Annotated in this window: 19 protein-coding genes and 1 pseudogene; 13 read left to right on the forward strand and 7 right to left on the reverse strand. The window is 68.9% G+C overall.

Annotated elements, in window-relative coordinates:
- Positions 1 to 32: 32 nt before the first annotated feature.
- Entirely contained in the window at positions 33 to 917 is an 885-nt protein-coding gene (locus FFS56_RS12425; protein ID WP_127011748.1) for a neutral zinc metallopeptidase, read from the forward strand.
- 67 nt (positions 918 to 984) lie between these two features.
- A complete protein-coding gene (gene pip, locus FFS56_RS12430) occupies positions 985 to 1,962 on the forward strand; it encodes a prolyl aminopeptidase (protein ID WP_046746659.1) in 978 nt (325 codons plus the stop codon).
- Positions 1,963 to 1,965: 3 nt separating this feature from the next.
- On the opposite strand, the gene FFS56_RS12435 is transcribed toward pip, so the two are convergent.
- The 5 genes from FFS56_RS12435 to FFS56_RS12455 are packed head-to-tail and all read right to left on the reverse strand — an operon-like array spanning position 1,966 to position 7,032.
- The gene (locus FFS56_RS12435; RefSeq protein ID WP_171011053.1) at positions 1,966 to 3,786 is read right to left on the reverse strand and encodes an aldehyde dehydrogenase family protein; all 1,821 of its coding nucleotides are present in this window, start codon (positions 3,784 to 3,786) and stop codon (positions 1,966 to 1,968) included.
- Positions 3,787 to 3,814: 28 nt separating this feature from the next.
- Entirely contained in the window at positions 3,815 to 5,209 is a 1,395-nt protein-coding gene (locus tag FFS56_RS12440) for an MFS transporter (RefSeq protein ID WP_233437377.1), read from the reverse strand.
- A 31-nt stretch (positions 5,210 to 5,240) separates the two neighbouring features.
- Positions 5,241 to 5,504 (reverse strand): glutaredoxin domain-containing protein, encoded by a 264-nt coding sequence (locus FFS56_RS12445; RefSeq protein WP_017831447.1) that lies wholly within the window; start codon positions 5,502 to 5,504, stop codon positions 5,241 to 5,243.
- Between the two features lie 53 nt (positions 5,505 to 5,557).
- A complete protein-coding gene (locus FFS56_RS12450; RefSeq protein WP_046746657.1) occupies positions 5,558 to 6,535 on the reverse strand; it encodes a cation transporter in 978 nt (325 codons plus the stop codon).
- Positions 6,532 to 7,032 (reverse strand): hypothetical protein, encoded by a 501-nt coding sequence (locus FFS56_RS12455; RefSeq protein ID WP_231589635.1) that lies wholly within the window; start codon positions 7,030 to 7,032, stop codon positions 6,532 to 6,534. The genes FFS56_RS12450 and FFS56_RS12455 overlap by 4 nt, the downstream gene beginning before the upstream one ends.
- A gap of 135 nt (positions 7,033 to 7,167) precedes the next feature.
- Between FFS56_RS12455 and FFS56_RS12460 the strand changes: the two genes are divergently transcribed.
- The gene (locus FFS56_RS12460; protein WP_164734075.1) at positions 7,168 to 7,557 is read left to right on the forward strand and encodes an SIP domain-containing protein; all 390 of its coding nucleotides are present in this window, start codon (positions 7,168 to 7,170) and stop codon (positions 7,555 to 7,557) included.
- A 118-nt stretch (positions 7,558 to 7,675) separates the two neighbouring features.
- Here FFS56_RS12460 and FFS56_RS12465 read toward each other — a convergent pair whose 3' ends face one another.
- Positions 7,676 to 8,131 (reverse strand): adenylyltransferase/cytidyltransferase family protein, encoded by a 456-nt coding sequence (locus FFS56_RS12465; protein ID WP_046746655.1) that lies wholly within the window; start codon positions 8,129 to 8,131, stop codon positions 7,676 to 7,678.
- A 120-nt stretch (positions 8,132 to 8,251) separates the two neighbouring features.
- Between FFS56_RS12465 and FFS56_RS12470 the strand changes: the two genes are divergently transcribed.
- On the forward strand, positions 8,252 to 9,472 hold the full coding sequence (locus FFS56_RS12470) for a glycosyltransferase (protein WP_127011750.1): 1,221 nt from the start codon (positions 8,252 to 8,254) through the stop codon (positions 9,470 to 9,472).
- A gap of 94 nt (positions 9,473 to 9,566) precedes the next feature.
- On the forward strand, positions 9,567 to 10,589 hold the full coding sequence (locus FFS56_RS12475) for a glycosyltransferase family 4 protein (RefSeq protein ID WP_127011751.1): 1,023 nt from the start codon (positions 9,567 to 9,569) through the stop codon (positions 10,587 to 10,589).
- Between the two features lie 22 nt (positions 10,590 to 10,611).
- On the opposite strand, the gene FFS56_RS20800 is transcribed toward FFS56_RS12475, so the two are convergent.
- A complete protein-coding gene (locus FFS56_RS20800; RefSeq protein WP_231589634.1) occupies positions 10,612 to 12,609 on the reverse strand; it encodes a glycosyltransferase in 1,998 nt (665 codons plus the stop codon).
- A gap of 192 nt (positions 12,610 to 12,801) precedes the next feature.
- Between FFS56_RS20800 and FFS56_RS12490 the strand changes: the two genes are divergently transcribed.
- From FFS56_RS12490 to FFS56_RS20545, 8 genes and pseudogenes are all read left to right on the forward strand, one after another.
- Positions 12,802 to 13,755, forward strand: a complete 954-nt coding sequence (locus tag FFS56_RS12490) for a glycosyltransferase family 2 protein (RefSeq protein WP_231589633.1) — start codon at positions 12,802 to 12,804, stop codon at positions 13,753 to 13,755.
- Positions 13,746 to 14,465, forward strand: coding sequence for a CDP-alcohol phosphatidyltransferase family protein (locus FFS56_RS12495; RefSeq protein ID WP_046746653.1), 720 nt, complete (start codon positions 13,746 to 13,748; stop codon positions 14,463 to 14,465). The genes FFS56_RS12490 and FFS56_RS12495 overlap by 10 nt, the downstream gene beginning before the upstream one ends.
- Positions 14,462 to 15,079, forward strand: coding sequence for a hypothetical protein (locus FFS56_RS12500; protein ID WP_052748604.1), 618 nt, complete (start codon positions 14,462 to 14,464; stop codon positions 15,077 to 15,079). The genes FFS56_RS12495 and FFS56_RS12500 overlap by 4 nt, the downstream gene beginning before the upstream one ends.
- A gap of 214 nt (positions 15,080 to 15,293) precedes the next feature.
- Positions 15,294 to 15,815, forward strand: coding sequence for a DUF4352 domain-containing protein (locus FFS56_RS12505; RefSeq protein WP_231589632.1), 522 nt, complete (start codon positions 15,294 to 15,296; stop codon positions 15,813 to 15,815).
- Positions 15,816 to 15,901: 86 nt separating this feature from the next.
- On the forward strand, positions 15,902 to 20,617 hold the full coding sequence (locus tag FFS56_RS12510; RefSeq protein WP_233437378.1) for a PKD domain-containing protein: 4,716 nt from the start codon (positions 15,902 to 15,904) through the stop codon (positions 20,615 to 20,617).
- Positions 20,618 to 20,628: 11 nt separating this feature from the next.
- Complete coding sequence (locus FFS56_RS12515; RefSeq protein ID WP_052748603.1) at positions 20,629 to 21,939, forward strand: hypothetical protein; 1,311 nt, start codon at positions 20,629 to 20,631, stop codon at positions 21,937 to 21,939.
- Between the two features lie 53 nt (positions 21,940 to 21,992).
- The gene (locus tag FFS56_RS12520; protein WP_052748602.1) at positions 21,993 to 23,345 is read left to right on the forward strand and encodes a polysaccharide biosynthesis tyrosine autokinase; all 1,353 of its coding nucleotides are present in this window, start codon (positions 21,993 to 21,995) and stop codon (positions 23,343 to 23,345) included.
- 184 nt (positions 23,346 to 23,529) lie between these two features.
- Positions 23,530 to 24,420: pseudogene (locus FFS56_RS20545) on the forward strand (hypothetical protein); the annotation flags it as partial.

The following is a 24,420-nucleotide window of genomic DNA, read 5'->3' on the forward strand; positions in this document are numbered from 1 at the left end:
CGACATGCTTCTGCTCGGAGTAATCTCGACGCATGACCTTCAATCCCGATGCCGACATCTCGGGCAACACCACGCGTCGACGCGGCCGCACAGCGGCCATCGCCGGCGGTTCCGGCGTGGGAGTGCTCGCGCTCATCGCGCTCATCGCCGGTCCTCTGCTCGGCATCGACCTCAGCGGGTTGGTCGGCGGCGGCGCTCCGAGCGGAGGCAGCGAGCCGGCCGGCGGATCGGCCATCGAGAACTGCGACACGGGGGCGGATGCCAACGCGAACGTCGACTGCCGCATGGCGGGTGCGCAGGTCGCTCTCGATGCGTTCTGGAGCGACAATGTCGAGGGCTACCGCGCGCCGGAGATGATCGTCGTCGACGGGGCGACCTCGACGCAGTGCGGCACCGCCTCCAACGCCGTCGGGCCGTTCTACTGCCCACCGGAGGAGAAGGTGTACGTCGACCCCACGTTCTTCCAGCTCATGCAGCAGCAGTTCGGAGCTTCGGCCGGTGATCTCGCCCAGCTCTACATCGTGGGCCACGAGTGGGGGCACCACATCCAGAACATCACGGGCGACATGGACCGTTACCCGAACAACGGAACGGGCCCCGGCAGCAACGGAGTGCGCATCGAGCTGCAGGCCGACTGCTACGCCGGCGGGTGGCTCGGGCGGATGACGGAGCAGAAGGACGCCGAAGGCAATCCGTACCTGGAGAAGCCGACGGAGCAGCAGATCGAGGACGCGCTGAACGCGGCAGAGGCCGTGGGCGACGACCACATCCAGGAGCAGTCCGGCTTCTCGAATCCGGAGACCTGGACGCACGGCTCCAGCGAACAGAGGAAGCGATGGTTCGCCGAGGGCTACCAGAACGGTCTGGGTGTGTGCGCGCAGGTTCTGACCCTGCCCGCCGATCAGCTGGATCCGTGATATCGGACAGGTGCGAGAACGTCCGCTACCGTTGACGATGTAGTCAGCACGACCGGCCGGGGGACCGATGATGAAGAAGACGGATGCACTGTATCCACCGATAGAGCCGTACGAGACCGGGGAGTTGCTCGTCGGCGACGGCCACCGCGTCTACTGGGAGGTCAGCGGCAATCCTGACGGCAAGCCCGTGGTCTTCCTCCACGGCGGCCCCGGCAGCGGGACGTCCCCCTGGCAGCGGCGGTTCTTCGACCCGAAGCGCTACCGGATCGTGCTGTTCGACCAGCGCGGCTGCGGACGCAGCACCCCGCATGCGAGTGCTCCCGACGCCGACCTCCGCTACATCACGACGGCCCACCTGATCGCCGACATCGAGCTGCTGCGTAAGAACCTCGGCATCGAGAGGTGGCAGGTGTTCGGCGGATCGTGGGGAAGTGCGCTGGCCCTCGCCTACGCGCAGGCGCACCCCGAAGCCGTGACCGAGCTGGTGCTCCGGGGCATCTTCACGCTGCGTCGCGTCGAGCTCGAGTGGTTCTACGAGGGCGGAGCAGCGGCGCTCTTCCCCGATCTCTGGGAGCAGTTCATCGAGCCCATCCCAGTGCTGGAGCGCTCGCACATGATCGAGGCCTACCACCGCCGTCTGTTCGATCCCGATCCCGCTGTGCACGTCCCGGCGGCGATCGCCTGGTCGACCTGGGAAGCGGCGACCGTCACCCTGACGCCGAACGAGGCGCAGATCGAGGCGATGGCCGATCCCGACAAGGCCACGGCATTCGCCCGCATCGAGAACCACTTCTTCGTCCACCGGGGCTGGTGGGAAGAGGGCCAGTTGATCGCCGGAGTCGACGCCATCCGGCACATCCCGACGGTGATCGTGCAGGGGCGCCACGATGTCGCGACGCCGATGATGACCGCGTGGGATCTGCACCGTGCCTGGCCGGAGGCGGAGTTCGTCGTGGTCGACGACGCCGGCCACGCGGCCACGGAACCCGGCACGCAGAAGGCGCTCCGGGCGGCGACGGACCGATTCGCCCGCGCGGAGCGCTGACCGTCAGGCCCGCAGCGCCTTCATCAGGGTCTTCACGAGTCCGCTGATGCGGCCGTCCACCCGATAGCGGGTCAGCCCTTCGCTCACTGCGGCGCCGGTCCGCGAGGAGACGAACCACGGCGGCTTCGGCAGGATGGTGAGGCGTCCGCCCCCGTTCGCGATCGGGAGCGACCGCGGGAACGGGCGGAAGGGGCCACGCAGCACGGAGCGCTCGACCCCGTCGAGCAGGAGGGCGTTGTGCACGACGCCGATGCCGCTCCCGACGTCGTCGATCGTGCCGCCGGGGAACGCGCCCCAGGTGAGGGTAGGGGTGATGAACCCGAATGCGGTCCAGCCGTTGATCGCGATGGAGCCGTAGTGGAGCGCGGCGATGGCCCGTTCGAAGCCGGTGCCGAGCGACTTCTCGGTCGCGGGGTCGATCAGCAGGTTCGCGCCGAGGGTCCCCTGCAGTCTGTCGTTCGCGTGGGCGACAGCGGCGTCGAGGAATTCCTGGCCCGTGCCAGGCACGGTGACGACGCCCAGCACCGGTGCGAAGTACTCGGTGTTCTCCAGGGCGGTCGGGTCGTCGTCGGCATCGATCTCGACGAGCAGTCGGTCGCCGAGCACGAGAGCATCGGGGTAGGCGTCGGTCGCGAGGTCCATCCGCGAGGGTGATCCCGGGTACCAGATGGGGCGCTCGGGGGCGTTCGCATACGCACGTCGCAGGGCTGCGCGGAAGGCGTCGGCCTGGTCCCAGTCGGACGACATGATCACGACCTGGCCCGCGATGCAGTTGTGACCGCAGTTCTGCAGGCGCATCGTCACGATGTGCTCGGCCTGGTAGGTGAGGTCGGCGTCGGTCCACGCGCCAGGCACCACGATGATCGGCGAGACGCCGCCCAGCTCTGCCGTGATCGGCTTCTTCAGCAGCGGACGGTTCTCACGCCGGCGTCGCTTCGTCGCCGATGCGCCGTCACCCTTCGACGGGCCCCAGACGATGGTGTCGAACGTCGCCGCCGAGCCGGTGATGTGCACGTGCACGAGGCCTGGATGACCGGTGAGATACGAGCCGGTGGCGGGCCCGCCGCGGACGATGCGCAGGAAGCCGGGCTCGATGAGGGGCGCGAGCGCACGCTTGTACACGGGCACCAGCGCATCCTGCGTGGGGTTCACCTTGAGCAGTGCCGTGCGGTTGTGGGCGAGCAGTTCGTAGAGCACGTCGAGCACCGGGATCGAGGTCACGTTCCCCGCGCCGAGCACGAGGCCGACGCCGCCCGACTCGGTGGGCGTGCGCTGCGCGAGACCGGCTGATGCGCGTGCCGCTCCCGGGGTGATCCCCGGTTCCAGCCAGACCTCGCCCGTGAATCCGGACAGCAGGAACCTGTCGATGCCGGTGAGGGGGAAGGCGTGTACGCGGGTGCGTCCGCCCGGTGCGCGATCGATGGAGATCCCGTCGAGGGGGTTGGCACCGTTCGCGAGACGGGAGAGCGTCTCGATGTAGGCGTCGAGAGCACCGAGCACACTGTAGGGACCGCTCAGCCACTCCTCGCCGCGGAGGGGATGGCGCGCGTCCAGGCCCTTCGAGGACGCGGCCGTGTTCGCCCAGTCCTCCGCCGTCGAGGCCACGCTCGTCCGAAGCGCCCGCAGCAGCGTCACCCGCTGGGCGACCGTGAGCGCCGACCACGTGCGCGCTCCGACCTGGAGGGCGTCGACAGCGGTGTCGAGCCGCTCCCGTTCGCCTTCGCCCAGCCCCGGCGCTTCGTTCTTCGGCGCACCCTTCGGCGCACCCTTCGACGTGGCAGCGGCGGCCGCTGGGGAGGTGGCGGTTGTGCTCGCAGAAGTCATCGACGTCTCCTTCGGACGGGATCCCAGCTTAGGCGTCGGAGGTCTCGAGGGCATCGATGTCCGCGCGGCGCAGTCGGTAGCGGCGGAGCGTCACCAGGCTGCCGGCCATCAACACGGCGGGCAGGATGCTGAAGCTGAGGACGATGCCCGTCACCGCGGCCGCCGGTTGCTCGACGGTGGTGCCGGCGACGGTCGAGACGTAGCCGGTCGCTGCAAGGGTCAGGGACACCGCCGTCGCGCCCAGGGCGAACCCCACCGTCTCCCCGGCGGTCCAGATGCCGGTGAACGTGCCGGCCTGCCCTGCCCCGCTCGTACGCTCGTCGTGCGAGATCACATCGGGAAGCATCGCCATCGGCAGCGACTGCAGCCCCGCGTACGCGATGCCGGCGACGGCGACCGAGGCGTAGATCCAGAGGCCGGGCGACCACACGGCCACGACGAGCGATGCGGCAGCAGCCGTGAACAGCGCGCTGGCCATCGCGAAGGCCCGCTCCTTGCCCACGCGTCGGGCGATGACCGTCCACCCCGGGGTCGCGAGCAGCGCCGGGCCCACGAGCGCGACGAACACGAACGTCACCGCATCCTCCGAGCGCAGCACCCACGTGGCGACGTACTGCGCGCCGGCGAGCATCGTCCCGGTCGCGAGGGCCTGCAGGACGAAGGTGCCCAGCAGCGCGCGGAAGGGCTGGCTGCGTCCGAGTGCCCGGAAGCCCGACATGTACTGATCACGCCATGTGGATGCGGCGACGGCCGCGCCGGGCGTGACCGCGCCGCGTTCGGCGGCGACGCCCGCTGTGCGGGAGGCGATGAGCATCCCGATGCCGATCACGAGCCCGGAGGCGATGCCCATCAGGAGGTAGCCCATGACGGGGTCGTCACCGGCGTTGCGCAACGCCGGGCCGCCGGCGCCGAACAGCAGGATGGCCGCCGTGAGCACGACCACGCGCCACCCGAGCAGACGTGTGCGCTCGTCGTAATCGCCGGTCAGTTCAGCCGGCAGAGCGACGTACGGCACCTGGAAGAGGCTGAAGGCCGTCGCGGTCGCGAGGAAGGCCAGCAGTACGCTGATCGCTCCGGCGGTCGGACCCCACGACGGCGGTACCGCGAACGTGAGGGCGAAGAAGACGGGGAGTGCGAGCGCGCCGGTGACCATGAAACCGCGACGCGATCCGGTGCGGGCGAGCTGACGATCGGATGCGGCGCCGATCAGCGGATCGATCAGCACATCCCAGATCTTCGCGGCCGTCACGATCATCCCCGCAGCGAGCGCGGCGACGCCGAGGTTGTCCGTGAGGAAGTAGGTCAGCACCAGCCCGGGCAACGTGGCATAGCCGCCGGTGCCGAGCGAGCCGATCGCGTACAGCACGATCGTGCGGGCAGACAGGCGGACTGATGCTCGTTCGGGCCGAGCCTCGGTGCTCATCGCGCCAGTGTAGCGGCGCGATGCGGCCGGATCAGATCAGCGAGAGCTCGCGCAGCTTCGACTCGACGTCGGCGTTCGACGGCTCCACGTGGTGCGAGGCATCGGGGTACACGACGACGGGGATGTTGGTACGGCCCGAGATCTCCTTCGCGACGTCTGCGGCCGCGGGCTCGGCGACGAGATCGACGTACGTGTACTCCACCCCGAGCGCGTCGAGCTGCTTCTTGGTGCGGATGCAGTCGCGGCACCAGTCGGCGCCGAACATCGTGATGGTGTCGGAGGCAGGAGAAGTCATGCACCCAGCCTACGGCCGCCCGGAGGGGCTGGCGCTGAGTGGCGGCTGGGCGTTCATCGACCGGTGTCCGCTTCGTCGGGCAGTCTCTCCACCGGCACCACCACGACGTCCTGCATCTTCCAGTCGATGTCGGTGATCCCCTCGGCGACCGCGGTCAGATCATGCAGCGCGACCTTGCGTCGGTGCGGCACGACGAAGGCCTCGATGTGGAAGACCTGACCCTGATCGCGCATGCGCACCCCTGCCTCGGCGATCCACGGGCGACTGCGCAGATACGACACGATGTCGGCGGCGAGGGGATGCGGGTGCTTGCTGTCGTAGGTGCGCGCGCGCTGATCCATCAGATCGACCACGGCCGTCCTCGTGTTGCGGAAGCCGTCCCAGATGATCCCGAGCGAGATGAAGAGCGCCGCCACGCCGTCCAGCCACCAGAGCCCGACACCCACGCCGAGCACCCCGACGATCGATGCCACCGTGGTCTGCCAGTCGGCCTTCGCCATGTCGGCGTCGGCGAAGAGGAGTTTGTTGTGCAGCACGGGGGCGAGCTTCGACTTGGCCGGGCCGTACATGAACACGGGGCCGATGATGACGACGACCATCACGGCGACCATGAGCCAACCCAGCCAGACGGTCTGCCCGAACAACTGCACCGTGCCGATCGTCGGGTGCTCGGCGGCGACCAGTCCGGTGATGGCCTCGACGGCGAGGTTCAGACCGACGGCCAGGAGCGCGACACCCGCGACGAGGTGGCCGACGCCCATGGCGCGATGCAGGCCGTACGGGTGTTTCCCTGTCGGTCGACGCCGCACGAGGAGCAGAGCCGTGAGGAACGCGATCTGCGGGATCAGCGACAGCATGTCCTCGATCCACGCGGTCCGCATCGCCTGCGACTCCCCGACCACGAGAGCGATGACGGCGATCGTGATCGACGTGTAGACGATCGTGAAGATCTCCCACTTCACCGCGCTGCGGAGCGCGCGCTGCTGCTTCGGCGGCAGGGTGGTGCGCCCGAACTGCCCGGTCTCGGTCATCCGCCGACCTCCTCGTCGAGGAAGGTCTCGAGCTTCGTCAGGAACGCGTTCTCGCCGAGCGGGACGAGCATGACGATCTCGCGACCGTTCGCCCCCTGGATCTGCGTGTATCCACGGCTCACGCCGGCCTTGTCCACCCACGGGGTGTCTGAGGTGATACCTCCGGCGATGAGGTCGAGCTCGCCGTCCTCGAGCATCGACACCAGCGTCTCCTCCGAGGCGACCGTCCAGTCGGTCTCTGCGTCGATGCTCGAGGCGAACTCATCCACCAGGTCGACGATGCTCCCGCTCGGCGCACCCCCGTCGACATGGACGAGGTCGCCGTCCGGCGCGGTTCCGACGCGCAGTTCGCCGCCCGACACGGTGCTCAGCGTTCCGTCCGGGTCGGCGGGCACGGTGACGCCGCAGCCGCTGAGCGAGGTCGCCAGGAGCAGGGCGCCGAGGATCGAGGCCGCCCGCGGCTGGAAGCGTTCGCGGCGTGACGATGGTCTGTTCACGCCAGCAGGATGCTCCCGCTGAGCGCCACGGCACAGGTGGTTGACGAGGTGAGGGAGAGCGCGCTAGCGCCGAGACGGAGCGCCGCATCGGATCCATCTCTTGTAAGTAAGGGTGCCCTTACTTACACTGGGGGCATGGGCGCATGCGAACACCTGGAAGACCCCGACTGGGACGACATCGAGGGTGCCGTGCTCATCGCCGGCGATGCGGCCGATGCCGGGTTCATCGCACGCATCGCCGCGCGGCTGCCGTGGGACGCCCAGGGGGTCGTCATCCTCGAGGCGGCGGCGCGTATCCAGTTCCGACACATCGACGCCCCCGACGGGGTGTCGGTGCGGTGGCTGGTTCGCGGAGACGGTACCAGGGCCCACACGCGAGGAGAGAGGCTTGCGAACGCGGTGCATGCCTGGTGTGTCGAATGGGCCTGCAGCGAGCCGCCTTCGCAGTGGACGGTCTGGCTCGGGCCGCACACGCCACCGCACGTGGCCCGCATGGCGCGGAGCCTCCTCGGCGTCGCCAATTGAGCTGCGCGAGGGCCAATTGAGCTGCGCGAGGGCCGACAGAGCCGCGCGAAGGCCGACAGAGCCGCGCGAAGGCAGACCAGGCGGATCGTCCGGGTGACCCCGGTGACCGCTCAGGCGCTCAGCGCACCGAGGCGACGGCGGGAGCGTTCGCCCCGGCGGTGATCGCGTCGAGGGCGCGGCGCAGCGACGAACTCGACGTGTGCGCCGTGTACGGGAAGTACACGACCTCGACCCCGACCTCGGCGAACTCGCGCTCCAAGCGCAGGCCCTTGTCGGTGCCGCGCCAGTCGTCGCCCTTGAAGAAGTGCGTGAACTGCACGTCGCGCCACGAGTCCATCTTCGAAGGCGTCGTCTCGACGTAGACGTCGTCGACGAACGAGATGTGCTTCACGATCTCCGCACGCTCCGCGGTCGGGATGACGGGCTCGATGCCCTTCACCTGACGCAGCATCTCGTCGCTGACGACACCGGCGATCAGAATGTCGCAGTGCTGCTTGGCGTGACGAAGTAGATTCAGATGCCCGACGTGAAACAGGTCGAAAGCACCAACGGCATAGCCGATACGCGTCCCCATGATCTCCCCAGATCAGTAATTCCCCAGTAAGCGGATCCCCATCCGCTCCGCGACTCCCACAGCCGCGGTTCGAGAGTCTAGCAGGTTCGGGTTTCCTTCCGCATAGGAACCCGTGGAACGATGGAGGCCGCACGCGATGCGCGTGAGGGACAGGGGGCGGACGTGGGGGCACGGGTCACGGTCATCGTGCCGACGTTCAACGAGCGCGACAACGTCGCCGAGCTCGTGGCGCGCACGGCCGCAGCGCTCGACGGGTGGGACGCGGAGATCCTGTTCGTCGACGACAGCACGGACGATACGGCAGTCGAGATCGCCAGGGTCGCGGCGGACGCGCCGATCCCCGTGCGCGTGCTCCACCGCTCCGAGAACACCGGGGGTCTGGGCGGCGCGGTCGTCGTCGGGCTCGGGGCTGCCGCGGCCGACGTCTGCATCGTGATGGACGGCGATCTCCAGCATCCGCCCGAGCTCCTCCCCGCCCTCCTCGCCCGGTATGCGCAGGGGGACGCCGATGTCGTCGCCGCGTCGCGCTACGTCGGCGGAGGGGATACGAGCGGTCTCGGCACGGCGGTGCGCTTCGGCGTCTCCCGCGTGGCGACCTGGCTCACCAGGGCCATGTTCCCGATCCGCCTGGCCCACAGCACCGACCCGATGACCGGTTTCTTCCTCGTCGACCGCGCGCGTCTCGACCTCTCCACGCTCCAGCCTCGCGGTTTCAAGATCCTCTTGGAGATCCTGGCCCGCAACGACATGCGCATCGCCGAGGTGCCGATGGAGTTCGCCGAGCGTCGCCACGGCACCTCGAAGGCGAGCCTGCGTCAGGGGGCGATGTTCCTCGAGCACCTCGCGCGACTGCGCTTCGGCAAGATGTCGCTGTTCGCACTGATCGGCGTGATCGGAGCAGCAGCGAACCTCGGCATCATGTGGGTGCTGACGGCCGCGGGCGTGCCGTACATCTGGGCGGCGATCATCGGAGCCGAGGTCACGATCATCGGCAACTTCCTACTGCAGGAGCGGTTCGTGTTCGCCGACATGCGCACGGATGCCCGCGGTCTCGGTATCCGCTTCGCCAGCTCCTTCGCCTTCAACAACGTCGAGGCGGCTCTGCGCATCCCGGTGATGGCGCTGATGGTCGAGTCGTGGCACATCTCGAGCGTCGTCGCGACAGGCCTCTCGCTCATCGTGGCGTTCTTCGCCCGGTTCCTGTTCCACTCGCTCGTCGTGTACGCGCCGAAGCGTCGGAGCAAGGACCATGCGGTCGGCGCCGAGCCACCCACCGACACCGCGGCGCAACGCGTGATCAGGGCGATCGACGCCGAGGTGATGAAGCCCGGCGAGCTCTAGCGCCGGAGCGTGAAGGCGGGGCTCGAAGGCAGAGCGAAGCGATCTCCGGAACTTCTCTCTTGCCAGGATCCGCGGCGAGGTCCATAGTTGGCTCGTGGAATCCGAGGGCGGTCCCTCCCTGACTCTCACCTGGGCGCATCGAGCCGAACAGTCGGCGCGCGCCTGGGAGCAGAGCCACGCCAGGGGAGAGGTGCCCAGTGTCTGGCCGTACGGCTTCGATGCGCTACGCGACCACGCGGCCGTGGAGGTGGTCGACCTCGCCCCGCCGAGCAGAATCGCACGGGCTCGCTCGCGACTCTCCCTGGGGCCGCGTCCCGCCCGCGGTCTTGCGCTCACCTGGGATGAGAACACGGCCTATCGGATGCAGACCACGCACCCGCGGGATCGCTTCGCCACCGGCGTGATCTGGCTCACCGACATGGCCGAGACAGACGGAGCACCGGAGCGGATGCTGGCGATGCTGCGCAGGGCGGAGGCCGCCTGGGTGCTCAGCGAGGCGCAGGTCGAGCCGCTGCGCACGATGCTGGGGGGAACGGAGACGCGGGTGTTCGCGGTGCCCTTCGGCATCGACAGCTCCTTCTTCGTCGCGAGGCCCTACCCGGCGCGGCCGTGCATCGTCAGCGCCGGCAACGACAGAGACCGCGACCCGGCGACCCTCTTCGCGGCGCTCGCGCGTGTGCTCGCCATCCGTCCGGAGACGGACGTGGTCGTGCAGACCCGTTCGGACCTCGACCCGCCGGAGGGGGTGCGGGTCGTCCGCCATCTGCCCCACGCCGAGCTGCGTGACCTCTACGCCACGGCGAGCGTCGTGGTCGTTCCGACCAGGGAGAACCTCCACGCATCCGGGATGACTGTCGCGCTCGAAGCCCTCGCGACGGCCCGTCCGGTCGTGGTCTCCGATACCCCGGGGATGCGCCAGTACGTCGGTGAGGGGCGCACCGGTCACCTCGTTCCCGCTGAGGATCCCGCCGAGCTCGCCCTCGCGCTGCTCCGTCTTCTCGATCACCCAGAGCGCGCCGCCGAACTCGGGCGGAACGGGCGCATCGAGGTCGAGCGGCAGTTCACCACGCAAGTGATGGTCGCCGCCCTGGTGCGGGGGCTGCTGACCCCGAGGTGACCGCGCCGCGGCCCGCCGTCGCCTAGCGCTTCGCGCCGCGTCGCTTCACTCGCACGGCCGCGCGGAACGCGTCGGCGTGGGCACGGCCTGCATCGGCCCAGTCCCTTCGGGAGAGGTCGGGCGAACCCGTCAGCGTGGTCGCCGCCCGCCACGCCTCCACCACGGTCGGAGCATCGAGGTCTCCGTCGTACATGAGCACCCACTCCTGACCGACTTCGCGTCCGAGCGCTTCGTTCGCCTCGTTGCGGGGCACGAGCACGGGTCGGTCCATCGACAGGGCGGCGAGCACGCTGCCCGAGTTGTGCATGAACCGGTAGGCCAGCACGATGAGGTCGGAAGACGTCGCGAGCTGCACGAGCTCGGCATCGCTCAGGAAGTCGAGGTGCAGGCTCACTCCGGGGAGGTCTGCCGTCCGTGCACGGAGGTCATCGCCGAGCTCGAGGGTGGACGGGCGTCCGCCGATCCGCAGGCTCAAAGCCGGTTCCACCGCGACGGCCTCCGCATAGGCGTCGATGAACCCCTCGAGGCCCTTGTAGCGGCGGATCCCGCCGAAGGAGCCGAGCTGGCCCCGAACTTTCTCCGCAGCGGGGAACTTCGCGTACCAGCCGCGGTAGTCGCCGTGCAGGATCAAGCTGTGCGGCGTGCCGGGCGCGAGCGGGGTGGTCTCGTTGATGACGATCCGGTAGTCGGTGTGGCGGTCGATGAAACGCAGCAGCCACAGGCGCGGCGCGTTGTCGTCCGGCAGCTCGATGTTGTGCACCGTGCGCACCACGGCGATCCGACGCGACAGGCGGTGACGGAAGACGAGCGCGGCGGTGAGCAGATACTTGCCCGTGGACTTCCACCAGGTGGATCCGTGCAGCTTCGCCTCCGGCCAGTGCCAGTGGAAGGCATCGTAGCGCCCGAACAGCGCCGTGCCCCACGAGAACCGCAGACGCGTGAGGCCCTCGGTCGAGCCCAGTGCTTCGTCGAGCATCTTGTTGTACGGGTTCGTCGTCGGACGGGGAGCGCCCAACGACTGCATCACGCGGATGGTCGATCCGGGAACGGTCATGGTGGCGTCATCCTCCGATGGGCGTCGGTACTCGTCGTAGCGTCGACCGAGGGCGGCGGCGATCGTGCCCCGTCCGCGGTGCATGAGCCGGGTTCCCCTGGCGTGATGGGTGATGCTCGAGGTCAGGGCGCCGAAGGCTCTCCGCAGGGCGCCGACGACGATACGGGCCACGCCTCCGACCAGCGCCCGCAGTCGCAGCACCCCGCGGCGGATCTTCCCGTCGGTGAGCTGGAGCTGGATGCGGGTGCCCGCGTTCGCCGAGCTGAAGGCACGCTGTGCCGCCCAGGCGCGGCTCAGGCGCGCGGCGACGACGAGGTCTTCCGTCTCGGACTCGTTGCACCACACGATCAAGCCGCCTCGGCTGGCGAGCTGCCGGGAGAAGAGTGTGTCCTCGCCGCCGCCGAGACCGAGCGAAGGGTCGAACCGCAGACCGAGCCGCCGGATGGAGCGGAGGTCCAGCAGCAGGTTGCCCGCCGCTGCCACCTGGAGCACGGTGCCCGTCTGCCTTGGCGGCCGTCGGAAGGTGCCGGATGCGAGGAGCCACGGGTCGACGTCCTCGTCGAAGACGGAGATCACACGCCCCATCACGGCATCGGCGCCGTGTTCGCGCCACACCTCGATGAGCGCGGAGAGCCACCGCTCTCGCGGGACCTCGTCGTCGTCGATGAAGGCCAGCAGGTCGCAGTCGGCGCACTCGTCCAGGAGGCGGTTGCGAGCGGCGACGATCCCCGGCTCGGGTTCGACGACGTAGCGGACCGGGACGCTCGCACCCTCGGCCACCTCCCTGGCGGAGCCGGCGGGATCGTTGTCCACCACCAGCACGTCCACCGTGACCCCGAGGTCTGCGCACTCGGCGATCCGCTCGGGAAGCGTGCGCAGCAGCGCTCGGAGCAGCTCCGGCCTCCGGTACGTGGGTACGCCGATCGTCACCCTGATCATGTCGTTCGATTCCGGTCCCCTGGTCATCCGCCCCATCCCCATGGCAGTAACGCGCCTCGACTCCGACGCCGGCTCATCGTATCGTGAACCCCTGAAGCCGCTCGTCGAGGAAGCTCTCGCGTATAGTCGTTCACCTGGGAGTCGACGTCGGTCGCGACTCTGGGGAATTCGACCGGCGACCCGAGGCGATCCGTGATCCGGATCCGGGGGGAGGATCGCGTGTCAATCGAGCACGGACGGCTTGCCGTGGTCGTGGTCAACTACGCCTCGGCGGGGTTGCTCGAGCGCAACCTGGTGATGGTGGAGCGCGAGGCGCGCGCGATCGATCAGCATGCGCTCGTCATCGTCGTCGACAACTGGTCGAACGCCGAAGAACGGCGCGCTGCCGCGACGATCGCCGACGCGCAGGGCTGGCTCCTGATCGAACCGCGATCCAACTCGGGCTTCGGCGGCGGGGTCAACATCGGGGTGACGCGCGCGCTCGCCGAGGGTGCCACCGACGTCCTCGTGATCAATCCGGACGCGCACATCGATCGCGCGTCGCTGCGCCGACTGGCCGCAGCCACCGACGCCGAGCGCACGACCCTCGCCTCGCCGGTCATCACGGACTCGGACGGCAAGACCTGGTTCGCCGGGATCGATCTCCTGCTCGCCGACGGCACCATGCGCGCACGCCGCAAGCGCGACGCCGGGGACACCCAGCCGTTCGAACCATGGTTGAGCGGGGCCTGCCTGTGGATCACGCGCGAGGTCTGGGATCTCGCCGGCGGGTTCGACGACGATTACTTCCTCTACTGGGAGGACGTCGACTTCTCGCGTCGTGTCGTGTCGGCCGGCGGATCGCTGGCCCTCGTCGAGGACGCCAGGGCCGTGCACGACGAGGGAGGCACGCAGCGCGCGGAGCCCGAGACCTCACGCGCCAAGTCCGAGGGCTACTACTACTACAACATCCGCAATCGGATGCTCTACGCCGTGCGCCATCTCGATGACGAGGCCGTGCAGCGCTGGCGCCGGTCCATCCCGCGCACCGCCAGGGAGGTCATCCTCCGCGGTGGCCGACGACAGCTGATCCAGTCGCCCGCTCCGATCCGGGCCTATCTTCGCGGTGTGCGCGAAGCCCGACGGATCGCGCGGACGCACACCTCGGGCCAGAAGGGCAGGAAATGGTCGTAGACGCCTATCACCGTCTCGCACGCGCGCAGAAGGGGCACGCTCGTGGGGCGCCCGCCTACTCGGTGTACGTCAATCGGCGCATCGGTCGGGTGCTCGCCGCCGTCGCGTATCGGATCGGTCTCACCCCGAACCAGGTGTCGATCATCAGCGCGGTGCACTCCTTCATCGCGATCGGCCTCATCGCGTTCGGCCCCGTGAACGTGCCCATGGGCCTCCTGATCGCTCTGCTGCTGGTGCTCGGCTACGCCTGGGACTCGGCCGACGGTCAGGTGGCGCGTCTGCGCGGCGGGGGAAGCCCCCAGGGCGAGTGGCTCGATCACTTCATCGACACGCTCAAGATCGCCTCCCTCCACCTCGCCGTGCTGATCGGGCTCTATCGGGTGCTTCCCGACACGCCTCTTCTCCTGCTGATCCCGATCGTGTTCAGCATCGTCGCCACGACCACGTTCTCGGGAATGCTCCTGAACGATCTACTCAAGGGCAAGCACGCGGTGGCGTCGACCCACGAGCGAGGAGGCGGGACCCTGCTGCGCTCGCTCATCCTGCTGCCGACGGACTTCGGGCTGGTGTGCCTCGTGTTCGTGCTGTGGGGATGGACGCCGGCATTCCTCGTCGGCTACGGCGCTCTGTGCCTGGCCGCTGTCCTGTTCCTCGCGCTCGCCGCGGTGAAGTGGTTCCGCGAGATCGGAAGGCTCGGTGCCTCCGCATGAGGGACGAGAAGATCCTGGTCGTGTGCGCGGCTAACGTGTGCCGGTCGCCGTTGGCCGAGCTGGCTCTTCGTCGCGGGCTCGGCGCGGATTCCCCCATCACCGTGAGCAGTGCCGGTGTGCGGGCGAACGCCGGCGACCCGATCTGCGCGGCGGTGGCCTCGGTCCATGAGGACGAGGAATGGCAGGCCTGGGCGCAGGAGCATCGGGCGCAGCCGGTGACGATCGAGCAGGTCGAGCAGGCGAGCATCGTGCTGACCGCATCGCGCGACATCCGTGGTGAACTGGTGAGGATGGCACCGCGTTCGCGTGACTGGATGTTCACGATCAAGGAAGCCGCCCATCTGGGGGAGGGCTTCTCGTCCTCCGCCTCCGACCGCGTGGTGGAGTACGTGGCGCACCTCGACCGTGCACGTTCCCGCGCCGTCCCGCTGACACCGCCTGGGGGCCCCGGGGCACGCCTGCGTCAGCTGTTCCAGGCCCGGGGGACCGTCGATCCGACGAGCATCGCCGATCGGCACGGGAGTCGCGGTCACCTGGAGACGATCCACGAGGTCGATGCCGCCATCGCGACGGTCCTCGCACAGCTCACGGGCCATCGTCGACACGCGTCCTGACCGGGCACTTGTGGTTTTCCAGACCTCACACTATGATTAGCCGACGCCGCGTTCCGCGCGGTTGAAGGGGACCTGAAGCCGAGGGGGCTTCGGGATTGAGGAATCTGGGTTCTGGGGAGCTGCAGTGTTCAACGTTTCATCATGCCGTTCTGGGGACGGCACTTCGCGCTCACGACGCGCGATCTTCGTCGCGCCTCTGGTTGCGCTGGCACTCGTGACGGCCGGTTGCACCGCTGCCGCGCCGAGCGCTTCGGAATCGCCGGCGCCGGCAGGCACCAGCACCACCGACTGGACGCCGCCCGCCGACACCGAGGCCCAGGGGCCCACGGAAGGCCCGGCGCTCACAGAGGAGAACGGAGCGCTCGACGCGCCCATCTCCCTCTCCACCGACATGGTCGTCACGATCGACAAGATCTCGACCACGACGATCAAGCCCGAGACGCCCGGCGAGTACGCCGGACCCGCGGTGGTCGTCACGCTGACCGTGGCCAACGACTCGAAGCGTGCGCAGAGCGTCGACTCCGCGGTCGTCAGTCTCGTCACGGACGACGGCGACATCGGGGTCTCCACGACCGCCGGCCCGAACGAACCCCTGCAGGGTGAGGTCGCCGCGGGCGCGAAGACCACCGGCACCTACGTCTTCATGCTCGATCCGACGCAGGGGCGCTCGGTGAAGATCAGCGTCAACTACGCCGCGGGCGAGCCGGTGGCCACCTTCGCCGGCCAGCTGTCCTGACGCGCGCGTAATCACTCGCATCACTCTCGTTTTTCACTTGCACTAACTCATTTTCGAAGAAGAAAACTGGCGGCTGGGGAGTCACTATGGGGAACACATCGACCACGAGGCGAGCGCTGAGCGCACTCGCGTCTGTCGTGACGGCGGCGTTGCTCGTCGCAGGCATGACGACACTGGGAGCGCAGGCGGCGTCAGCAGACGTCCCCTCGACCCCACCGCCTCTGCTGCAGCGTGACGACAACGTCGTCACCTCGGATCCGATTCCGACGGTGCAGATCGACAACGGCTACGTCTGGGCGCAGACGATGATCGGGTCGACCGTCTATGCGGTCGGCAAGTTCGACAACGCCAGGGCCCCGCTCGCCACGCCGGGAACGAGCCTGACGGCCCGCTCCAACGTGCTCGCCTACGACATCAACACGGGTCAGCTGCTCTCGTTCGCGCCGCAGGTGAACGGTGTGATCAAGGCCGTCGCCGCGTCGCCGGACGGCAGCCGCATCTACATCGGCGGATCGTTCAACTCCGTCAACGGTCAGGCCCGCTGGAACTTCGCGGCCCTCGATGCCGTGACCGGCCAGCTCGTGGCCGGCTTCAACCCGTCGATCGGCGGCAGCGGTGTCTACGCCCTCGCAACCTCCGGCACCAGCGTCTACGTGGGCGGGCTGTTCACGCAGGGCAACGGCACCGCCCGCAAGAACCTCGCCGGCTTCAACGCCGCCAACGGAGCCCTGTTGAGCTGGGCGCCGCAGACCGACCTCCAGGTCGACGCGATGGTCATGGACCCGGCGGGGCAGAACGTCATCGCCGCCGGGCGCTTCTCGCAGGTCAACGGCGACCTGACGATGCGCGGAACCGTGGCACTGGACAAGGCGACCGGCGCGGTCGACACGTCCTGGGCACTCCCGCAGACGGTAAAGAACGGCTCGAACACGGGCTCGAACTCCGGCAAGGCCGGCATCTTCGGTCTCGCGGCCGACGACAAGGCCGTGTACGGCACCGGCTGGGTCTACGCCGACGCCGCCACGGGAAACCTGGAGGGGACCTTCGCGGCGGAAGCAGGGACGGGCCAGGTCCGCTGGATCGCCGACTGCCTCGGTGACCACTACGGCGTGTACTCCACCGGCAAGGTCGTCTACACGACCAGCCACACGCACGCGTGCGGCACGATGAGCCTGCACCCGGAGCAGAACCCGCGCACGCACCGCTACTCGGAGGCGTACACGGCGGATGCTCGCGGCTCGCTGGGCAACCAGCCCGCAGCCGGCGGCACCTACAAGAACTGGGCGGGCACTCCTGCACCGTCGCCCTACGCCTGGACGCCCGACTGGGCCGTCGGTGTGACGACGGGCATGGGACAGGCCGGTCTGTCGATCACGGGCGCAGGCAACATGATCTCGATCGGCGGTGAGTTCCGGTCCGTGAACAACGGCCGCTTCGAGGGACTCGTGCGCTTCTCGACGAACCCCCCTGGCGGAGCCAAGGACGGTCCCCGTCTCGCGGCGGCGAACTGGACCGGCACGGCGCAGTCGTTCATCCCCGGTCGCGTCCGGGTGTCGATCCCGGCCAACTGGGACCGCGACGATCTGACGCTCACGTACGAGCTCCGTCGCACCGGCACGGCCACGCCGGTCGCCACGACCACAGCCAACGGCACGTGGTGGAACCGGCCGTCCGTCACCCTCGAGGACAAGACGGCGACACCGGGATCGCAGCAGGAGTACACGGTCAGCGCCAAGGACAGCGCGGGAAACACCGTCAGCAGCCAGGCCATGAGCGTCACGGTCGCATCGGGAACGGTCTCGAGCTACACGAACGCGATCTCGGCCGACAACCCGCAGCTCTACTACCCGCTGGGCACCGCGGCGCAGGACTGGGCGGGCGCGAACCCTCCCGTGTTCGGCTCCGGCGTGACGTCGTCGGCTTCGGGCGTGGAGAACACCGCGACCGGCGCATCGACGTTCAGCGGAACCTCGTCGGGGCGAGCCTCTTCGACCGACAAGATCGCCGCATCGACGGAGTTCTCCACGGAGCTGTGGTTCAAGACCAACACCACCAACGGTGGCAAGCTGCTCGGCTACGGGTCGGCGGCCTCGGGTGACTCCACGAGCTACGACCGTCATCTTTACATGACGAACAACGGGCGTCTTGTGTTCGGCACCTACAACGGCAGCACGCAGACGATCCAGAACACCACGGCGCTGAACAACAACGCCTGGCACCATGCGGTGGCCACGCAGAGCGCTGACGGCATGAAGCTGTACATCGACGGCGTGCTCGTCTCGTCCGCGGCCGGCGCGACCACCGCCGAGAACTACGTCGGGTACTGGCGTGTCGGCGGGGACAACATCAACAGCTGGCCCTCCGCCCCGAGCTCGAGCAACTTCAAGGGAGCTCTCGACGAGGTCGCGGTGTACCCCTACGCGCTCACCGCCGCGCAGGTGCAGACCCACTACGGCATCGGCAAGGGCTTCCAGCCGCCGACCGCGGCCTTCACCTCGACGCCGACGGATCTCGCCGTGGCATTCGACGCCAGCACGTCCGCGCCGACCGGCTCGGCCACGATCACCGGCTACCGCTGGGACTTCGGGGACGACTCGGCCACCGCGACGGGTAAGACGGTGTCGCACACCTACACGGCGGCGGGCACGTACACCGTCAAGCTCACCGTGACCGACAGCAACGGCCTGGCCACCACGACGGAGAACCCCGTCACGGTGCAGGCGGCCAACGTCCTTCCGACCGCGTCCTTCGAGCTGTCGGGCACCGGGCTCTCGGTCTCGGCCGACGCCTCGGCATCGACCGATTCGGACGGCACGATCGCCTCGTACGACTGGAACTGGGGCGACGGTTCGACGTCCTCCGGCCAGGTCGCCAGCCACGTGTACGCCTCGGCGGGCACGCGCACGGTCACTTTGACGGTCACCGACAACCGCGGTGGCACGGCGACGACGACGCGGGAGTCCGTCACGACCCACGCGAACCCGGTCGCCACCTTCACCGCGACGGCGTCGGGGATGAACGTGGACGTCTCGGCCGCGGGCTCGAGCGCCTCCGACGGCGCGACGCTGTCGTACTCCTGGAACTGGGGTGACGGCACGGCCGCAGGCAGCGGTGCGACCGCCGGTCACACCTACGCCCAGCCCGGTGCGCACGACATCACGCTCACGGTGACCGACAGCCTCGGCGGATCGGCCAGCGTCACGAAGTCCGTGACCGTCCAGGCTCAGGTGTTCGCCGCGTCCGACTCCTTCGGTCGTGTCGTGTCGAGCGGATGGGGCGCGGCCGACATCGGCGGCACCTGGGCGCCGATGAGCGGTTCGGCCGCCGTCACCTCCGTCGGAGACGGCGTCGGCAAGGTGAACCTCACGCCGGGTGAGACGCGCGAGATGCTGCTGCAGGGAACGTCTCTCCTCGACACGTCCGCGCGCATCACCTACACGCTGGCCTCCGGCCCGTCGACGGGTGTGGCCTACGAAGGACTCGGTGCACGTCGCTCCGGCTCCAACGGGTACCGCGCACTCGCGTGGCACCGGGCGGACGGGACCACGTGGCTCGTGATCCACCGCAACGGAACCGCGATCGCCAGCACCGCCGTCGCCGGTCTCACCTGGACCGCGGGAAGCACGTTCAACCTCGCCATGGAGACGACGGGGTCCGGGACGACGACCATCCGCGCGAAGCTGTGGGCTGCCGGAGCTGCGGAGCCCGCCAACTGGCAGCTCTCCACGACGGACACGACGCCCGCCTTGCAGGTCGCGGGAGCGCCGACGGTCTTCTCCTACCGCGCAGGCAGCGCGACCGGCACCAACCTGGCGAGCTTCGACGACTTCACGCTGAAGAACCTCGGGGCGGCGACACCGCAGCCCGAGCCGCAGCCGCAGCCGGAGCCGCAGCCGCAGCCGAACGTGCCGCCGACCGCGACCTTCACGGCGTCGACCACCGGGCTGACCGTGAACGTCAACGGTGGGGCATCGACCGACTCGGACGGCACCATCGCGTCCTATGCCTGGGACTTCGGAGACGGATCGACGGGCACGGGGGCGACCAGCTCCCGGGCGTACACCGCGGCGGGCACCTACACGGTGACCCTCACGGTGACGGACGACAAGGGGGCCACCCACACCGCGACCCAGCAGGTCACGGTCACGGCACCGCCGGTCGACCCGCAGCCTCAGCCCAACCCGGCCGCGCTCGCGAGCGATGAGTTCGACCGCACGGCGGGGCCCGGCTGGGGAACCGCGGTCACGGGCGGAGCGTGGACGATCGCCGGCGGTTCGCAGGCGGCGGCGACCGTCGCCGACGGCCAGGGCAAGCTGAGTCTGGTCGCGGGGGACACCCGCCACGCCACGCTCAACTCGACCTCGATCGGCGACGCGATCCTCGAGACGCAGTTCCGCGTCGACCAGGCTCCTGCCGCTGGCGGCGCCTACGTCGGCGTGATCGCGAGGCAGACCGCTGCCGGGAAGTACTTCGCCCGTGCGTGGCTCCGTCCTGACGGAACCGTCTGGCTCGTGGTCCACCGCGAGGGAACGGTGCTGCTGACGCAGGCGGTACCCGGACTCGTGTGGGCGGCGAACACGTCGTACAGCCTCAAGGTCTCCGTCACCGGATCGGCCTCCACCGCCATCTCGGCGAAGATCTGGGCGACCGGCACGACAGAGCCCGCGAACTGGCAGATCAACGCGACGGACACGACTCCGCTCGCTGCGGGTTCCGTCGGTCTCAGCGGCAACCGGTCGGGCAGCTCCACGGCGCCCCTGAACGTCTCGTTCGATTCGTTCCGCGTCACCGCGCCCCAGTAAGATCCTGACGCATGGCCACTGCTGTTCCGATCGCGCTCCTCGCCGTCGGAGGAATCGCAGCAGTGGCCATCGTCGTTTTCGTGCTCAGGCTGCTGCCGCGCACGGCGTTCGTGGGCTGGGCCTGCGTCCTCTTCTTCGTGCCGCTCTGGGTCGGCGTCAACATCGGCTTCTACTGGGCCGCGATCACGCTGCTGACCGCCCTGATGATCATCGTCAACTGGTCGGTCGTCCCGCTGCGCGCCGCAGACGCCTGGGTCGTGGCATTCGTCATCGTGATCGTCGGGCTGTACGGCTTCGGAACGGTCGATCTCCCGTCGCTCGTCGCCGCTCTGCTCGAATGGGTCATCCCCTATCTCTGGGGACGCGTGGTGCTCGCCCGGGTCGCGCCGGAATGGGTCACGTCGACGATCGCGGTCGTCGCCATCGTGGCAGCCGTCCTCGGCATTATCGAGTTCTTCACCTCCTTCAATCCCTTCGTCCTGATCCCCGGATCCGGCGTGGTCTACGACACCTGGAGTCCTCTCCAGGAACGCGGCGGGGTGCTGAGGGTCGAGGGCGCGTTCGGCCACTCGATCGCCCTGGGAGCGGCGCTGGCGATGTCGTCGGCGTTCATCGTGGCGACGAAGTGGCGGCTGATCCCGAAGATCGGCGGCGTGGTGATCGTCGCGGTGGCGACGGTGCTGACGTTCAGCCGCGCCGGACAGCTCACCCTCGTGCTCACGCTGGTGCTGTCCACGTTCCTCATCGTCGGGGTGTCCACGCGGTTCCGGGTCGCCGTCGTCACGGCCGGTGTCATCGGCACCGCGATCGCCATCCCGATCATCGACTCCGTCTTCGGGGCGGCGGGTGACGAGGCGGGCGGCAGCGCGGACTACCGGACCGATCTCCTGGTGCTCCTCCAGCAGGTGCAGCTCTTCGGCAACCCGGGGGACTGGCACTCGCTCGTCTCGGGGGACTACTACCTCGGCTACTTCGCGCGCTCCGTCGACAACGCGCTCGTCCTCACTCTGCTCCGGTACGGGTACGTCCCCACACTGCTGATCATGGCCGCCCTGGTCTGCGCGGCGATCATGACCGTACGACGCTCGACCAGGAGCCCGGCGTCGATCGCCGTCGTCGGACAGCTGCCGAGCCTCGTGGTGGTGGCGTTGATCACGCAGTACAGCATGTTCCTCTGGTTCTGCGTGGGCCTGGCGATCACGTGGGCGCGCGACGCGGACGTGATCGGCAGAGGGAAGCAGCAGTCAGAGGAAGCACTCCAAGACGCGCTCGGACCCGTGCACCGGCAGCGCCTCGTCGGGAAGCCCCCTGCACAATCATGAGGTCGCAGGAACGAACACCTCTAGAATCGAAGTCTCAGGGGGAATGGGGAGTCATGGGCGAGAGCCGGGTGAGTCTGCGCGTGATCGCCAGCTCGTTGCGCAAGTTCTGGTGGGCGATCGTGCTCTGCGCCGTCGTCGGGGCTGCAGGGTCCTTCGGGTACGCCTCGTTGCAGACCCCCCTGTTCCAGGCGACGACCTCGTTGTACTTCGCCCTGAACCAGGGAACCAGCGCCTCTGACCTCAACCAGGGCTCTGTGTACACGCAGAGCCAGATGCTGTCGTTCGCCCAGTTGGCGACCAGTTCGCGGGTGCTCGACCCCGTCATCGAGGAGCTGGGGCTCGACACGACTCCGCGAGCCCTCGCAAGGGACATCGAGGTCACGATCCCCCAGAGCACGGTCACGTTGCGGATCACGGGGATCACGGACGATCCGAAGGCAGCGGCCGAGCTGGCCGATGCCGTGGCGGACCAGCTCATCATCGTGGTCAAGGACGTGGCGCCCAAGGACCCGCAGGGCGAATCGACGATCACGGCGCAGGTCATCGACGACGCTGTCGTGCCTGAGTTCCAGTTCACGCCGAGCAAGCCGCGCGATGCCCTTCTCGGAGGCTTCCTCGGGGGCGTCCTGGGCCTCGCCATCGCGGTGCTCATCGGAGTGCTCGACACCCGTATGCGCAACGAGGAGACGCTGACGGAGGCGGGCGGCGACCCTGTTCTGGGCGTCGTCTCGAAGTCGCCTCTCCTGGCCATGCGGGGCATCGCCGTCGCGCAGGAGCCGCTCGGCCACACCTCGGAGGAGTTCCGCCGTATCCGTTCGGCTCTGGCCTACGCGAACGTCTCCTCGCGGGTGAAGGTGCTGCTGGTGACGTCGGGCATGCCGGCGGAGGGCAAGTCGACCATCTCGGTCAACCTGGCCATGACCCTGGCCGGTCTGCGCAACTCGGTGCTGCTGATCGACGCCGACATGCGGCGGCCGCGGGCGCACGAGCACGCGGGCATCGACGGCTCGATCGGTCTGACCAGCGTGCTGCTGGACGAAGTCGAGTTCGAGGTCGCCAAGCACAGTGTCGCCGACAGCACGCTCGACATCCTGCCCGCAGGTACCATCCCGCCGAATCCTGCGGAGCTCCTGACGTCGGCGCGCATGAACCAGCTCCTCGACTTCGCCGCAGCGGAGTACGACTACGTGGTCATCGATTCCCCGCCGATCCTCAGCGTGGCCGACGCCAACCTCTTCGCCACCCAGACCGACGGCGTGATCCTCGTGGTCGACGCGACGAAGACGCGCCGCGCCGCGCTCGCCAAGAGCATCAAGTCGCTCGAGTCGGGCGGTGCCCGCATCCTCGGCACGGTTCTGAACCGCGCCCGGCCGGATCGTCACCGCAGCGAGTACTACAGCGACTGAGGCGACATCCGACGCGCGGATGCGGCGGAGTATATCGGTGCCTCGCCGTTTTCGTTTGTCTTCGCCGGGATGGCCGGGGTATTCTTCATGAGTTGCGAGGGGGACTCGCACTTTGCTGCCCGGGGTTGAAACTGCGGCGGAGCTGCGGGGTGATCATGAATCTGCCCCAGAAGACGGTGACACCGTGCCCACTCCGCTCCTCGACCGCACCTCACGCGAGACTTCGAGTCCGCCCCGGCTACGCACCCGCACGATGCTCGCAGGAGCGCTGACAGCTGCCGTCGCGCTCACGACGGCGCTGACAGCCGTTCCTGCGTCGGCACTGGCCGACGACGCTCCGCTCCTCGCACAGTCCGCGGATGCCACGGACGCTCCTGTCATCGCCGACGACATGGATCGCACGGTCGACTCGGGGTGGGGGTCTTCGCCCGACGGCCCATGGCGTGTCGTGGAAGCGACGGCGAGCGTGACCGGCGAGCAGGCGCTGCTCGCGAGTCGCAAGCCGGGTATCACCGCCAGGGCCACCATCGACGGTGCCGTCGCCGCTGATGTGGACAGCCGGTTCTCGCTGACCGTTCCCGAGCTGCCCGTGGGAGGGCCGCTCTACCTCTCCCAGGCGGTCCGGGTGTCCGGCGCCGACTCGTACGGGGTGCGCGTGCGCGTCCACCCCGACGGCTCGGCCTACGTATCGGTCGTGCGGCTCACCGACCTCATGCGCGTGCAGCATCTGGCCGAGCGTCGGCTTCCCCTCACCGTGACGGGCGGTGACACGCTGACGGTGGCGTTCAGCGTCGCCGGCACGAGTCCGGTGGCACTGGCGGCTAAGGCCTGGGAGTCGAACGCCGCGGAGCCGGCGGATTGGCAGGTGACGTACTCCGACGACTCGAACGCGCGGATTCAGTCCGCAGGCGGATACGGCTTCGCGCTCTACACGTCCTCCGGGGCCAGGGCTGCTGTTCCGGTCGGAATCGACGACTTCGCGGTGACCGCGCTCGCGCCGTCCCCGGAGCCCACACCGGAGCCCACTCCGGCTCCTGAGCCCACTCCGACCCCCGAGCCCACTCCGGATCCGGAG

Origin of the sequence: Microbacterium sp. Beta, from assembly GCF_005502545.1 — a bacterium.
GTDB classification, from domain to species: domain Bacteria; phylum Actinomycetota; class Actinomycetes; order Actinomycetales; family Microbacteriaceae; genus Microbacterium; species Microbacterium oxydans.